Origin of the sequence: Rhizobium sp. Root482, from assembly GCF_001426565.1 — a bacterium.
GTDB lineage: Bacteria > Pseudomonadota > Alphaproteobacteria > Rhizobiales > Rhizobiaceae > Pararhizobium.
This window is the reverse complement of the sequence record NZ_LMFA01000021.1, coordinates 312,934-328,162: the sequence shown is the minus strand read 5'-3', so window position 1 is coordinate 328,162 and position 15,229 is coordinate 312,934. Positions and strand designations below refer to the sequence as shown.

Sequence of the window (15,229 nt, the reverse complement as noted above, 5' to 3'; positions counted from 1 at the left end):
GATGCGTATTGCGTTTATCGTCGCCCTTCTGCTTCTGGCTGGCTGTGCGACCGCTCCGAAACAAACCCGTAATGCCTGTGCGATTTTTGAGCAGCGCGATGGATGGTTCAACAACTGGCGCAGCGCCGCCGAACATGCCGAGCGGCAATATGGCGTCCCGGTTCCGATCCTGATGGCGACGATCTACACCGAATCCGGTTTCCGCCCCAATGCCCGTCCGCCGCGCACGAAACTTCTCGGCTTCATCCCCTGGAAACGGCAGTCGACCGCCTATGGCTTCTCACAGGCGCTGAACGGCACCTGGTCGGAATACAAGAAGGCGACCGGCGACTGGTCGGCGCGTCGGACGAAGTTTTCCGACGCCGTGCATTTCGTCGCCTGGTACCACAACAACAGCAGCAAGCGGAACGGCATCGCCCGCAACGATGCCTACAATCTCTATCTCGCCTATTATCTGGGTGATGGCGGCTATCGCAAGGGCGCGTGGCGCGGCAATGCCCAATTGGCGCGCGCCGCCCAGCGCTCCTCCAATATCGCCAGTGCCTATGCCAAGCAGTTGCGTGACTGCGACTGACAGCGCCGATCGGACGGCCCGGCGGATGGCCGGGCAGGAAAATCAACCCCATTTTTCCCCGCCCTGAAATCCCGTGGCAGGATTGTTCCTGGGCTCGAGGAATATTTGGGGAGACACAGTCGCGACCGGTGACTTCGTCCAGAGGAATAGTGGGACAAATCCGGTTTCATCCTTCAACACACCGCCGAGCAGAACGGAAATCCCGGTTTTTTGTAAGTCGTGCTTATTTAGTATATTGAATAACACTTTTTGTTAATATTAACCTTCTGTTTGCTTATGAGTCATGCTAGGCATCCTCCAACCTGGGGAGGGAACGATGGCCAGTATTACGGGGACAAATAGCAGCGAGACGTTGAAGGGCACCAACGACTACTATGACTACATCACTGCGTTGGGCGGCAATGATAAGGTCTATGGATACTACGGCGTGGACTTTGTCTCTGCAGGTGATGGCAACGACATTGTTTACGGTTCATTTCAAAGCGACAGTCTTTTCGGCGATGCCGGCGACGATACACTCTACGGTCAGAGCGGCAATGACGGCCTGAACGGCGGGCTCGGAAAGGACAAGGTCTATGGCGGCAGTGGTGCCGACCAGATCACGATCGGCTCGACCACCGAAGGCAAGGGCGACATCATCGATGGCGGCTCGGGCCTCGATCGGCTGGTCATGGATTATTCGGCCTATACCGCCGCGCTCACGATCGCCATCAAGGACTGGATCAGCGCGCAGACGCTGACCGGCGGCATAAGCGTCAAGAATGTCGAGCTTTTCCAGTTCACCGGCACCAGGTTCAACGACAAGGTCACCGGCGGATATTACAACGACATCCTGTACGGCGGTCTCGGCGCCGATACGCTCGGTGGCGGACACGGCAACGACACGCTGAGCGGCGGCGACGGCAACGATATCCTCAACGGCAATTACGGCTCCGATTCGATCTATGGCGGCGCCGGCGACGACAAAATCTCCGGCTCCTATGGCCATGACTACATCTACGGCGACGTCGGCAAGGACACGATCACCGGTGGCTCAGGCGTTGATACGCTCAATGGCGGCGATGACAATGACAGCCTGAAGGGCGACAGTGGCGACGATTATCTCTATGGCGATGCGGGCGACGACATCGTCGATGGCGGCAGCGGCAATGATACGCTGAGCGGGGGATCGGGTGCCGATACGGTCAATGCCGGAAGCGGCAACGACACCGTTCAGTACACGATCGGCCAGGGCAAGGACAAGATCGACGGCGGCACGGGCAATGACCGGCTGATCGTCAACGGTCTGACCGGCAGCTTCACCTTCAAGCCCGCAGCCTCCACCAATACCCTTTCCGACGGAACCACCTTCAAGAATATCGAGAACTACACGATCTACGCGATCTACGGCAAGGCGAACAAGATCACCACCGATACCGGCATGGATGTCATCAATAGCTATGACGGCAACGACACGATCACATCCGGCGCCGGTGACGATATGGTCGATGCCGGCGATGGTAAGGACACCGTCACGGCCGGTTCCGGCAACGATACCGTCTATCTGGGTGAGATCGCGGGAGACAAGGCCGACGGCGGCAGCGGTATCGACAGTGTCACCGTCTATCGTACCAAGGCGACGACGGCGCTGACCTTCAGCATCAGCGGCGCCACCGCGACGATCAGCGACGACACTTCCCTTAAATATTTCGAGACGATCCGGGTCTATTTCGGCGCCGGCAACGATATCGTGAAATCGGTCGGCTCTCTCTCGTCCGTAACCTTCTACGGCTATGGCGGCAATGACACGCTGATCGGAACCGCGAATGCCGATACGCTCAACGGCGGCGACGGCAACGACAAGCTGACCGCAGGCTCCGGCGACGACAATCTCGACGGCGGTGCCGGCAATGACCGGATCTATGCGGGGGCGGGCAACGATTATATCACCGACCAGTCCGGAGGGACCAACACGATCGATGCTGGTTCCGGCAACGACAATGTCTATGTCAGCGACGGCTATAGCGGGGCGCTCGGCAATCATACGGTGACACTTGCAAGCGGCGACGACACGCTGACGAGGGGGCGGGGCAAGGGCGACCTTCATGCCGATGGCGGCACCGGGATCGACACGATATCGCTCGATCTTGCGGACATGACCACCGGCCTGACCTTCACGCTTTCGTCCAGCGTGACGATTGTCAAGCCGGACATCACGCTCAAGAATTTCGAGCGCGTGCAGATTTACGGCGGCAGCGGAGCCGACCGGTTCACCGGCGGCACGCTGGACGACAGGCTCGACGGCGGCGGCGGCAACGACAAGCTCCTTGGCGGCTCCGGAAACGACACGCTGACGGGTGATTCCGGAGATGACTCGATCGGTGGCGGTGCCGGCAATGATACGATCTACGGGGATGGTTATTATATCAACGACGGCAAGGACAACATCAATGCCGGCAGCGGCAATGATACGGTTTATATCGGCATAAACGACATCGCCGATGGCGCCTCGGGCAGCGATCACCTGGCGCTCTATTTTGCCGAACAGACGAAAAACATCAGCTTCGTCTTCTCCACCGGAACCTTCAAGCCGGAAACGAACACGACGGTGAAGAATTTCGAAAGCCTCTCCTATCAGGGCAGCAGCGGCAAGGACACGGTGACCGGCAGCGCCAAGGACGACAACCTGCAGGGCAATGCCGGCAATGATATATTGCGTGGCGGGGCAGGCATGGACACGATCCATGACGGTGCCGGCAACGACAAGATCTATGGCGATAGCGGTAACGATTTCCTCTATCGCTCCGAAGTCGGTACGGATTATTTTGACGGAGGCTCCGGGCGGGATACGCTCTCCTTCAGCTTCTACAGCCTCTCCGCGACGATCGATCTGCTCGACCAGGCAAAGAACGACGGCGCGGCCAAGGGCGCGACCTTGAAGAGCATCGAAACCATCATCGGGACCTATGCCGACGATGACATTCGTGGCGACAATACCGCCAACCGGCTGGAAGGCGGCTATGGCGACGACGTTCTCCAGGGTCGGGGAGGAGACGATATCCTGATCGGTGGTGGCAGCGACGACTGGCTGACCGGCGGTACCGGCAAGGACAAGTTCGTCTTCCTCTATGACGGCCTGTCCGGCGAAGGCGATGTCGTCACCGATTTCAAGCGCGGCGAGGACAAGCTGGTGATCGATAGTTACACGTTCGGCATGGCCGGCAAGACCAAGGTCACCCTTGTCAGCGGCGCCGATCCGGTTGCCGCCGGCACCGGCGCCTCGTTCCTGTTCGAGACCGACAATGGCCGGCTCTGGTTCGACGCCGATGGCACCGGCGAGGCAGACAAGGTGCTCGTCGCCACCCTTCAGGACATCAAGACCCTCTCGACCTCGGATTTCGAATTCTGGACCTATATATAACGGGTTGAAAAACGGGAGGGCGTGCGGGCTGGTCCAGCATGCCCTCCCGGCGTATTTTGCCGGGTCTCCGAGAACGGACCGCCCGGTCTTCGGCCACCGGTTCATTTCCGTGCTGCAACATTTTCTTGAAATCACCGGTCAAAACGGGCAAAGCACTGCCAGGTATATTTTTGGGACATTCATGAGCGCTGCTGCCCGCACTTCCCGCCCGCTCGACCATCTGGTCCTGCCGGTGACCGACCTTGGCACTGCCAGAACGCGTTACGAGCAACTCGGTTTTACCGTCGCCGCCGATGCGCTGCACCCGTTCGGAACGGAAAATGCCTGCGTCTTCCTGGCCGACAAGACCTATCTTGAACCGCTCGCCATCGCCAAGCGCGAGGACTGCGAGGCTGCCGCCGTCGCCGGCAATGTCTTTGTCGCCCGCGACCAGGCCTACCGGTTCCGCCGGGGAGAAGGTCTCTCGGCCGTGGTTCTCGGCACCGATGATGCCGTCGCCGATCACGGGCGGTTTCGCCGTCTCGGCATTTCCACAGGCGACATGCTGGATTTCTCGAGGCAGATGGCTCTTCCGGATGGAACGCAGGCGCTCGCCAGTTTCCGGCTGGCCTTCGCAGCCGATCTGCGCGCGCCGGATTTCTTCCTCTTCACCTGCCAGCGCCTGCAGCCGCTGCCCGCCGATCGCTCCGCCCTCGAAACCCATGCCAACGGCGTCATCGGCCTGTCGGATGTGATCCTGTCGGAGCCGAACCCCACCGATTTCCAGTATCTGCTGCAGGAAGCCGTCGACGAGCGGCGGGTCTCGGCCCATTCCTTCGGCATGGATATCGAAGCTCGAAACGGAACGAGGATTTCCGTCCTCAATCCGGCGGGCATGGCCGGCTTCTTCGGCAAGGATGTGTCCGCCCGCTCGCGTGGCCTGCGCGGCCGCGCCATCGTCTTCAAGGTCGCCGACCTCGCTGAAACAGAACAGCGTCTCGCCGCCAATGCGGTGTCCTTCTCAAGAAAAGACAATAGCCTGATCGTCCCGGAAGCGCCGGGGCAGGGTGTCATCTTCGCCTTCGGAGAATAATCATGCAGACCAATGCAACTGTGGTAGCCGGCAGCGGCGCGGGCCAGGTGGTTTTTTCCAATGCCGGAAAACTGTCGCTGATGGCCGGCCCCTGTCAGATGGAAAGCCGCGACCACGCCTTCATGATCGCCGGTACGCTGGTCGAGCTCTGCAAGTCGCTCGGCATCGGCCTTGTCTACAAATCCTCCTATGACAAGGCGAACCGGACGTCGCTTTCCGGCAAGCGCGGCATCGGTCTTGAAAAGGCGATGGAAGTCTTCACCGACCTGAAGAAGGAATACGGCTTTCCGGTGGTGACCGACATCCATACGGAAGAACAGTGCGGCCTCGTCGCCCCCACGGTCGATATCCTGCAGATCCCGGCCTTCCTCTGCCGCCAGACGGACCTGCTGGTGGCCGCCGCCAAGACCGGCCGGGTGATCAATGTGAAGAAGGGCCAGTTCCTCGCTCCCTGGGACATGAAGAACGTTCTGGCCAAATTCACCGAGAGCGGCAATCCCAACGTGATGCTCTGCGAGCGCGGCACCTCGTTCGGCTATAACACGCTGGTCTCCGACATGCGCGCGCTGCCGACCATGGCGGCGCTTGGTGCGCCGGTCGTCTTCGACGCCACCCATTCGGTGCAGCAGCCGGGCGGCCAGGGCGGTTCCACGGGCGGCCAGCGCGAATTCGTCGAGACCCTGTCGCGCGCGGCGGTTGCCGTCGGCATTGCCGGCCTGTTCGTCGAGACCCATGAGGATCCGGACAATGCGCCGTCGGATGGCCCGAACATGGTGCATCTGAAGGACATGCCGCGTCTCCTGGAAACGCTGCTTGCCTTCGATGCCGTCGCCAAGCGCTAAAAGCGCGCAATGTGAAATTTTCTTGAAGGCCGGGCGCGGCGCGGCAATTGGCGCTGCATCGCCATTGTAATTTCCGGTCCATCACTTATGACAGGGCCACCGTTCACACCATGTCTAAAGCGGGCATGTTTCAAGCAGGGAAGAGATCATGACTGCAATCATCGACATCATCGGCCGTGAAATTCTCGACAGCCGCGGCAATCCGACCGTCGAGGTCGATGTCCATCTCGAAGACGGCAGCTTCGGTCGCGCCGCCGTCCCCTCGGGCGCCTCCACCGGCGCGCACGAAGCCGTCGAACTGCGCGATGGCGGCAAGCGCTATCTCGGCAAGGGCGTCGAAAAGGCCGTCGCGGCCGTCAACGGCGAAATCTTCGAGGCCATCGGCGGCATGGATGCCGAGGACCAGCTCCATATCGACGCGACCATGGTCGAGCTCGATGGCACAGCCAACAAGTCGCGCCTCGGCGCCAATGCCATTCTCGGCGTTTCGCTCGCCGTCGCCAAGGCTGCCGCCGAAGCCTCCAACCTGCCGCTCTTCCGCTATGCCGGCGGCCCCAACGCCCGCCTGCTGCCGGTGCCGATGATGAACATCATCAATGGCGGCGCCCATGCCGACAATCCGATCGATTTCCAGGAATTCATGATCCTGCCGGTCGGCGCCGACAATTTGCGCGATGCGGTTCGCATGGGCGCCGAAGTCTTCCACGTCCTCAAGAAGGAATTGTCGGCCAAGGGCCACAACACCAATGTTGGCGACGAGGGCGGCTTTGCGCCGGGCCTTTCCAGCGCGTCGGAAGCGCTCGATTTCATCATGAAGTCGATCGAGAAGGCCGGCTACAAGCCGGGTGAGGACATGTTCCTCGGCCTCGACTGCGCCTCCACAGAATTCTTCAAGGACGGCAAATATGTCATGGAAGGCGAGGGCCGCACGCTGGAGCCGGGCGCCATGGCCGAATATCTGGCCGAACTTGCCGCCAAATACCCGATCGCGTCGATCGAGGACGGCATGGCAGAGGACGATTGGGATGGCTGGAAGACCCTGACCGAACTTGCCGGAAGCAAGTGCCAGCTGGTCGGCGACGATCTCTTCGTCACCAATTCCTCGCGCCTGCGCGACGGTATCAAGATGGGCGTTGCCAATTCCATCCTCGTCAAGGTCAACCAGATCGGCTCGCTGTCGGAAACGCTCGATGCCGTGGAGACCGCACACAAGGCCGGCTATACCGCCGTCATGTCGCACCGTTCCGGCGAAACCGAGGATTCGACCATCGCCGATCTCGCGGTCGCCACTAATTGCGGGCAGATCAAGACCGGCTCCCTGTCGCGCTCCGACCGTCTTGCCAAGTATAACCAGCTGATCCGCATCGAGGAGCAGCTCGGCCCGCAGGCGAAATACGCCGGCCGCTCGATCCTGCGCGGCTAAGAACTCGGTTTGCAAATCAGCGAACTGCCTCACACCCCTTCGTCATCTCGGCCTTGAGCCGAGGATCCATCAGCCTCTCATCGAGTGGAGAGGCTGATAGATGGTCGGGTCTGGCCCGACCATGACGCAGGTGAGGTATGCCTCCCAAAAATCCGACCCGTGTTCATTTGAGAGCGCGGGTTTTTTGTTGCCGGTGTTTATGGTCAACGCTCGGTTAATCAATGGCTGCTAGCGTCTTTTGGTATTGCGTAGCAGGGCATGATCCATGTGGACCAAACATCATAAGAAACGGAAGCTGGGACGGTTCGTCATGCCGCTCATCACCGTCGCTTTTCTTTCCTATTTCGGCTATCATTCCGTTCACGGTGAATATGGGCTGAAGGCGACCGAGACCTTCGACCGCCAGCGCCTTGAACGCCTTGAACGCCTTGCGGAACTGACGCAGCAGCGCCAGACGCTTGAAAAGGAAGTCGCGCTGTTAAGCGACGGTTCGCTCGAGCGCGACATGCTGGATGAAAAGGCCCGGTTCGGGCTCAATATGTCGCGCAGCGACGAAATCGTGATTTTCCACTGAGCCGAGATTAACCGAAATCGAGTTAATCGCGAATTGCTGTTTATTTTCAATAGACTGCAGTGGATAAGAGCCATGCAAATATAGCATTGCTGTGATCACATTCTTTCCCTATGGTACCGGCAAATGGCAACCATTGGGAGGATTGAATGGCACCGCGAAAATCCGCGTCCGTTTCCAGCCGCAAGACAGCGGCAAAGCCCGCCAGGAAAGACTTTACCAACGGCGCGATCGCCGAGTTCGATCGCGATGCCGATCTCAAATCCTATCGCGAAATGCTGTTGATCCGCCGCTTCGAGGAGAAGGCCGGCCAGCTCTACGGCATGGGCTTCATCGGCGGCTTCTGTCATCTCTATATCGGCCAGGAAGCTGTCGTCGTCGGCATGCAGATGGCCTTGAAGGACGGCGACCAGGTCATCACCGCCTATCGCGACCACGGCCATATGCTCGCCTGCGGCATGAGTGCGCGCGGCGTCATGGCTGAGCTGACCGGCCGCCGCAGCGGACTTTCCCGCGGCAAGGGCGGCTCGATGCACATGTTCTCCAAGGAGAAGAATTTCTATGGCGGCCACGGCATCGTCGGCGCCCAGGTCTCGCTCGGCACCGGCCTGGCCTTCGCCAACCGCTACCGCGGCAACGACAATGTGTCGCTCGCCTATTTCGGCGATGGCGCGGCCAATCAGGGCCAGGTCTATGAGAGCTTCAACATGGCGGCGCTCTGGAAGCTGCCGGTGATCTATATCGTCGAGAACAACCGCTATGCCATGGGCACCTCGGTGTCGCGCGCCTCGGCCGGCCATGATTTCTCCCAGCGCGGCGTCGCGCTCGGCATTCCCGGCCTGCAGGTCGATGGCATGGATGTGCGCGCCGTGAAGGCCGCCGGCGACGAGGCTGTCGCCCATTGCCGCGCCGGCAAGGGCCCGATCATCCTCGAAATGCAGACCTATCGCTATCGCGGCCATTCCATGTCGGACCCGGCAAAATACCGGTCGAAGGACGAAGTGCAGAAGATGCGCTCGGAGAACGACCCGATCGAGAAGGTCAAGGCGCGCATTCTCGACAAGGGTTGGGCGAGCGAAGACGAACTGAAGGCGATCGACAAGGATGTCCGCGATATCGTCGCCGACAGCGCCGACTTCGCCCAGTCCGATCCGGAGCCGGATGCATCCGAGCTCTACACCGATATCCTGCTTTAAGACGCGGCGAGGAACAGATCATGCCTATCGAAATTCTGATGCCCGCTCTGTCGCCGACGATGGAAGAAGGCACGCTCAGCAAATGGCTGAAAAACGAAGGTGACAAGGTTGCCTCCGGCGACGTGATCGCCGAGATCGAAACCGACAAGGCGACCATGGAAGTGGAAGCGGTCGATGAAGGCGTGATCGGCAAGATCCTGATCGCCGCCGGCACCGAGGGCGTCAAGGTCAATACCGCGATCGCGGTTCTCCTGCAGGATGGCGAGAGCGCCGATGCGATAAGCGAGACGAAGGCGGCGCCGAAAGCCGATGCCGATACGCCGGCCGCAACCGCGTCCGACGCCGGCGGCAAGGCGCGCGAATCGAGCGAAGAGCCATCCGCCAAGTCCGACAGCAAGGTTCCGGCCCAGCCCAAGGCCGACATCCCCGCCGATCCGGATATTCCGGCCGGCACCGAAATGGTCTCGACCACGGTGCGCGAAGCCCTTCGCGATGCGATGGCCGAGGAAATGCGCCGCAGCGAGGATGTCTTCGTCATGGGCGAGGAAGTTGCCGAATATCAGGGCGCCTACAAGATCACGCAAGGTCTGCTGCAGGAGTTCGGGCCGCGTCGCGTCGTCGATACGCCGATCACCGAGCACGGTTTTGCCGGCGTCGGCGTCGGTGCGGCCATGGCCGGCCTCAAGCCGATCGTCGAATTCATGACTTTCAACTTCGCCATGCAGGCGATCGACCAGATCATCAATTCCGCCGCGAAGACGCTTTACATGTCCGGCGGCCAGATGGGCGCGCCGATCGTCTTCCGCGGCCCGAGCGGTGCGGCCGCCCGCGTCGGTGCCCAGCATTCTCAATGTTATGCCGCCTGGTACAGCCATATCCCCGGCCTCAAGGTCGTCATGCCCTACACGGCGGCCGACGCCAAGGGCCTGCTGAAGGCGGCGATCCGCGATCCGAACCCGGTAATCTTCCTCGAAAACGAAATCCTCTACGGTCATTCCTTCGATGTGCCGAAGATGGACGATTTCGTGCTGCCGATCGGCAAGGCGCGCATCCACCGGACCGGCAAGGACGCGACCATCGTCTCCTTCGGCATCGGCATGACCTATGCGGTCAAGGCGGCCGCCGAACTGGAGAAGGAAGGCATCGACGTCGAGATCATCGACCTCAGGACCATCCGCCCGATGGACCTGCCGACCGTGATCGAATCGGTCAAGAAGACCGGCCGTCTGGTGACCGTCGAGGAAGGCTTCCCGCAGTCCTCCGTCGGCACAGAGATCGCCACCCGCGTCATGCAGCAGGCCTTCGATTATCTCGATGCGCCGATCCTGACGATCGCCGGCAAGGATGTTCCGATGCCCTACGCCGCCAATCTCGAAAAACTGGCCCTGCCGAATGTCGGCGAAGTCGTCCAGGCGGTGAAGACCGTCTGCTACAAGTAAGGGGAGGGTGAAGAGATGCCTATCAACATCACCATGCCGGCCCTCTCGCCCACGATGGAAGAGGGCAATCTTGCCAAGTGGCTGGTCAAGGAAGGCGACAAGGTTTCCTCCGGCGACGTGATCGCCGAGATCGAGACCGACAAGGCGACGATGGAAGTCGAAGCCGTCGATGAGGGTACGGTCGCCAAGCTCGTCGTTCCCGCCGGCACCGAAGGCGTCAAGGTCAATGCATTGATCGCCATCCTGGCCGCCGAGGGCGAGGATGTGTCTGCCGCCGCCGCTGGCGGTGATGCGGCACCCGCCGCCAAGGCTGATGCGCCGAAGGCGGAAACGGCCAAGGCGGAAGCCCCCAAGCCGGAAGCGGTAAAGACCGAAGCGCCGAAGGAAGAGGCAAAGCCGGTGACCGACAAGGCGCCTGCGACCTCCACTCCGGCGCCTGTTGCCGCCGATGGCGGGCGTGTCTTCGCCTCGCCGCTGGCGCGCCGTCTGGCCAAGGAAGCCGGTCTTGATCTGTCCGCCGTCTCCGGCACCGGCCCGCATGGCCGCGTCGTCAAGAAGGATGTGGAAACGGCCGTTGCCGGTGGTGGTGCCAGGGCCGCCGCTCCCGCAAGTGCCGGTCAGGCTGCGACCGCAGCCGCTCAGGCCCCGCTTGCCAAGGACGCATCCGACGAGGCGGTTCTCAAGAACTTCGCCGAAGGCTCCTACGAGCTCGTGCCGCATGACGGCATGCGCAAGATAATTGCCAAGCGGCTGGTCGAATCCAAGCAGACCATCCCGCATTTCTACGTCACCGTCGATTGCGAACTGGACGCGCTTCTGGCTCTGCGCAGCCAGATCAATGCCGCGAGCCCGGAAAAGGACGGCAAGCCGGCCTACAAGCTTTCAGTCAACGACATGGTGATCAAGGCCCTGGCGCTGGCGCTCCGCGACGTTCCGGATGCGAATGTGTCCTGGACGGAAACCAACATGGTCAAGCACAAGCATGCCGATGTCGGCGTTGCCGTGTCGATCCCGGGCGGCCTGATCACCCCGATCATCCGCAGCGCCGAACTGAAGAGCCTGTCGGCCATCTCCAACGAGATGAAGGACCTTGGCAAGCGCGCCAAGGACCGCAAGCTGAAGCCCGAGGAATTTCAGGGCGGCACCACCGCCGTCTCCAATATGGGCATGATGGGCGTGAAGAATTTTGCCGCGGTCGTCAACCCGCCGCATGCCACCATCCTGGCGATCGGGGCGGGCGAGGAGCGCGTCGTGGTGAAGAAGGGCGAGATGGCCATCGCCACGGTGATGAGCGTGACGCTTTCGACCGACCATCGCTGCGTTGACGGCGCGCTCGGCGCCGAACTGCTCGGCGCCTTCAAGCGCTACATCGAAAACCCGATGGGCATGCTGGTGTGACGGGATAGGGGCTTTGTTTTAAGGCCCCTTTCGGTTGCCGCGGCATAGGCCGCGTGACCGGGCTCCCGCGGCGGGCACGGCAATAACGGAAGTTCAGATTTCAGGTACGGCTCGCAAAGGTCCATCTTGATGAAAACGATCCTCTGCTACGGCGACAGTCTGACCTGGGGGTATGATGCCGAGACGCTCGGTCGTCATGCTCTGGAAGACCGCTGGCCGAGTGTGCTGCAGAAAGCGCTCGGCGAGGGCATTCATGTCATTGCCGAAGGGTTGAACGGCCGCACCACCGCCTATGACGATCACCTGGCCGATTGCGACCGCAATGGCGCCCGCATCCTGCCGACGGTCCTGCAGAGCCATGCGCCGCTCGATCTCGTTATCATCATGCTCGGCTCAAATGATATGAAGCCGATCGTTGCAGGCACGGCCTTCGGGGCCTGCCAGGGTGTCGAGCGGCTGGTCGAACTGGTGCGCCACCATGCCTGGCCGATGGCGGGGCAGGAGGCGCCGGACATTCTCCTCGTCGCGCCGCCGCCGCTCTGCGAGACGGGCGATGCGGTTTTCGCGGCGATGTTTTCAGGCGGCGTCGAGCAATCGTCGATGCTGGCCTCGCTCTATGCCGATCTCGCCGACGAGACGGCTTGCGGCTTTTTCGATGCGGGATCGGTCGCGCAAACGACCCCACTCGACGGTGTTCATCTGGACGCCGAGAATACGCGCGCCATCGGACGCGGCCTCGAGCCGATGGTCCGGGTGATGCTGGGACTCTGAGCCGGACGTTCGATCGTTCCGGCGCGAATAAACAAGGCAGGAAGAAAATGGCAAATTCCTACGACGTCATCGTGATCGGTTCCGGCCCTGGCGGTTATATCGCGGCGATCCGCGCGGCCCAGCTCGGCCTGAAGGTCGCTGTGGTCGAGCGCGAGCACCTGGCCGGCATCTGCTCCAACTGGGGCTGCATTCCCACCAAGGCGCTGCTGCGCTCCGCCGAAGTGCTGCATCTTTCACAGCATGCCAAGAACTACGGCCTGACGCTGGAAGGCAAGGTGACGCCGGACCTGAAGGCGATCGTCGCCCGCTCGCGCGGCATTGCCGAGCGGATGAACGGCGGCGTCGGCTTCCTGATGAAGAAGAACAAGGTCGATATCATCTGGGGCGAGGCAAAGCTCACGAAGCCCGGCGAGATCGTCGTTGCCAAGACCACCAAGACCATTGTCCAGCCGCAGGGGCCGATCCCCAAGAACACGCTGGGCGAGGGCACCTATAGCGCCAAGCACATCATCGTCGCCACCGGCGCCCGCCCGCGTGCCCTGCCGGGCATCGAGCCGGACGGCAAGCTGATCTGGACCTATTTCGAGGCGATGAACCCGGATGCCATGCCGAAATCGCTGCTCGTCATGGGCTCGGGCGCCATCGGCATCGAGTTCGCCTCCTTCTACCGCACGATGGGCGTCGAGGTGACGGTGGTCGAAGTGATGAGCCAGGTCATGCCGGTGGAAGATGCGGAAATCTCCGCCTTCGCCAAGAAGCAGTTTGACAAGCAGGGCATGAAGATCATCCTCGATGCCAAGGTGACCAAGGTCGAGAAATCCGCCAATTCCGTCACGGCCCATGTCGAGAAGAAGGACGGGTCGATCGAGAAGATTACCGCGGACCGGATGATCTCGGCTGTCGGCGTGCAGGGCAATATCGAGAATCTCGGGCTTGAGGCGCTGGGCGTGAAGACCGAGCGCGGCTGCATCGTCATCGACGGCTATGGCAAGACCAATGTGCCGGGCATCTATGCGATCGGCGACGTCGCCGGCCCGCCGATGCTGGCCCACAAGGCCGAGCACGAAGCCGTGATCTGCGTCGAGAAGATCGCCGGCCTGCCGAATGTTCATCCGATGGACAAGCTGAAGATTCCGGGCTGCACCTATTGTAATCCGCAGGTCGCCTCGGTCGGCCTGACGGAAGCGAAAGCCAAGGCCGAAGGCCGCGATATTCGCGTCGGCCGCTTCCCCTTTGCCGCCAATGGCAAGGCGATCGCGCTCGGCGAGGACCAGGGCCTGGTGAAGACGATCTTCGACAGGAAGACCGGCGAACTGCTCGGCGCCCATCTGGTCGGCGCCGAAGTCACCGAACTGATCCAGGGTTTTGTCGTCGCGATGAACCTCGAAACGACCGAGGAAGACCTGATGCACACCATCTTCCCGCATCCGACCATTTCCGAAACCCTCAAGGAAAGCGTGCTAGATGCCTATGGACGTGCGCTGAACGCTTGATTGTGTTAGGGCTCGCCTCCATCTCGAAGAACAGGCCCTGACGGCCTGAAGGAAAGTGAAAGCCAAGATGGTCACCATTCTCGACCGCACCCATATCGAGATCGATGCCAAGCGCATCCGCCATCCGGAAAAGGCCCACAAGCCGGATACCGAGATGCTGCGCAAGCCCGAATGGATCCGCGTTCGGGCGCCGACCTCGAAAGGCTATGCCGAGACACGCGCGATCGTGAAGGAGCACAAGCTCGTCACCGTCTGCGAGGAGGCGGGCTGCCCGAATATCGGCGAGTGCTGGGACAAGAAGCACGCCACCTTCATGATCATGGGCGAGATCTGTACCCGCGCCTGCGCCTTCTGCAATGTCGCCACCGGCAAGCCGAATGCGCTCGACATGGCCGAGCCGGAAAATGTCGCCAAGGCTGTCCGTGAGATGGGATTGTCGCATGTCGTCATCACCTCGGTCGACCGTGATGATCTCGCTGATGGCGGTGCCGAGCATTTCGAAAAGGTGATCTGGGCGATCCGTGCCGCCTCGCCGGCGACCACCATCGAAATCCTGACGCCGGACTTCCTGAAAAAACCCGGCGCGCTGGAGCGCGTCGTCGCGGCCAAGCCCGACGTCTTCAATCACAATATGGAAACCGTGGCCGGCAATTATCTGACGGTGCGCCCGGGCGCCCGATATTTCCATTCGATCCGGCTTCTGCAGCGGGTGAAGGAACTGGACCCCACAATGTTCACCAAGTCCGGCATCATGGTCGGGCTTGGCGAGGAGCGCAACGAAGTGCTGCAATTGATGGACGACCTCAGGACCGCCGATGTCGATTTCCTGACGATTGGCCAGTATCTGCAGCCGACCCGCAAGCACCACAAGGTCGAGGCATTCGTCACCCCGGAGGAATTCAAGTCCTACGAGACCGTCGCCTATACCAAGGGCTTCCTGATGGTGGCCTCGAGCCCGCTCACCCGCTCCTCGCACCATGCCGGCGACGATTTCGCGAGGCTTCGGGTGGCGCGGGAACGGAAGCTGCTGGCGGCGGCGGAGTAGACATT

General features: G+C 61.3%; 12 protein-coding genes. All 12 read left to right on the top strand.

Annotated features, from left to right (window positions below; genetic code table 11):
- The first annotated feature begins 1 nt into the window (after position 1).
- The 12 genes from ASD31_RS15670 to lipA all read left to right on the top strand — a co-directional run bounded on the left by ASD31_RS15670 (position 2) and on the right by lipA (position 15,224).
- Positions 2 to 574, top strand: a complete 573-nt coding sequence (locus ASD31_RS15670; RefSeq protein WP_056335562.1) for a transglycosylase SLT domain-containing protein — start codon at positions 2 to 4, stop codon at positions 572 to 574.
- 316 nt (positions 575 to 890) lie between these two features.
- Positions 891 to 3,974: a calcium-binding protein gene (locus ASD31_RS15665; protein ID WP_056335559.1), complete on the top strand. Its 3,084-nt coding sequence runs from the start codon at positions 891 to 893 to the stop codon at positions 3,972 to 3,974.
- Positions 3,975 to 4,155: 181 nt separating this feature from the next.
- Entirely contained in the window at positions 4,156 to 5,046 is an 891-nt protein-coding gene (locus ASD31_RS15660) for a VOC family protein (protein ID WP_056335557.1), read from the top strand.
- Positions 5,047 to 5,048: 2 nt separating this feature from the next.
- Complete coding sequence (gene kdsA, locus ASD31_RS15655) at positions 5,049 to 5,888, top strand: 3-deoxy-8-phosphooctulonate synthase (RefSeq protein ID WP_056335554.1); 840 nt, start codon at positions 5,049 to 5,051, stop codon at positions 5,886 to 5,888.
- A gap of 148 nt (positions 5,889 to 6,036) precedes the next feature.
- Positions 6,037 to 7,311: a phosphopyruvate hydratase gene (gene eno / locus ASD31_RS15650; protein WP_056335551.1), complete on the top strand. Its 1,275-nt coding sequence runs from the start codon at positions 6,037 to 6,039 to the stop codon at positions 7,309 to 7,311.
- Positions 7,312 to 7,576: 265 nt separating this feature from the next.
- A complete protein-coding gene (locus tag ASD31_RS15645; RefSeq protein ID WP_056335549.1) occupies positions 7,577 to 7,885 on the top strand; it encodes an FtsB family cell division protein in 309 nt (102 codons plus the stop codon).
- A gap of 146 nt (positions 7,886 to 8,031) precedes the next feature.
- Positions 8,032 to 9,078, top strand: a complete 1,047-nt coding sequence (gene pdhA, locus ASD31_RS15640; RefSeq protein WP_056335546.1) for a pyruvate dehydrogenase (acetyl-transferring) E1 component subunit alpha — start codon at positions 8,032 to 8,034, stop codon at positions 9,076 to 9,078.
- A gap of 20 nt (positions 9,079 to 9,098) precedes the next feature.
- Positions 9,099 to 10,517 (top strand): pyruvate dehydrogenase complex E1 component subunit beta, encoded by a 1,419-nt coding sequence (locus ASD31_RS15635; RefSeq protein ID WP_056335545.1) that lies wholly within the window; start codon positions 9,099 to 9,101, stop codon positions 10,515 to 10,517.
- A 15-nt stretch (positions 10,518 to 10,532) separates the two neighbouring features.
- A complete protein-coding gene (locus ASD31_RS15630; protein ID WP_056335543.1) occupies positions 10,533 to 11,915 on the top strand; it encodes a pyruvate dehydrogenase complex dihydrolipoamide acetyltransferase in 1,383 nt (460 codons plus the stop codon).
- A gap of 129 nt (positions 11,916 to 12,044) precedes the next feature.
- Positions 12,045 to 12,686, top strand: a complete 642-nt coding sequence (locus tag ASD31_RS15625; protein ID WP_156392681.1) for an SGNH/GDSL hydrolase family protein — start codon at positions 12,045 to 12,047, stop codon at positions 12,684 to 12,686.
- Between the two features lie 47 nt (positions 12,687 to 12,733).
- Positions 12,734 to 14,179 (top strand): dihydrolipoyl dehydrogenase, encoded by a 1,446-nt coding sequence (gene lpdA / locus ASD31_RS15620; protein ID WP_056335538.1) that lies wholly within the window; start codon positions 12,734 to 12,736, stop codon positions 14,177 to 14,179.
- Between the two features lie 67 nt (positions 14,180 to 14,246).
- Positions 14,247 to 15,224, top strand: a complete 978-nt coding sequence (gene lipA / locus ASD31_RS15615) for a lipoyl synthase (protein WP_056335535.1) — start codon at positions 14,247 to 14,249, stop codon at positions 15,222 to 15,224.
- Positions 15,225 to 15,229: the final 5 nt, after the last annotated feature.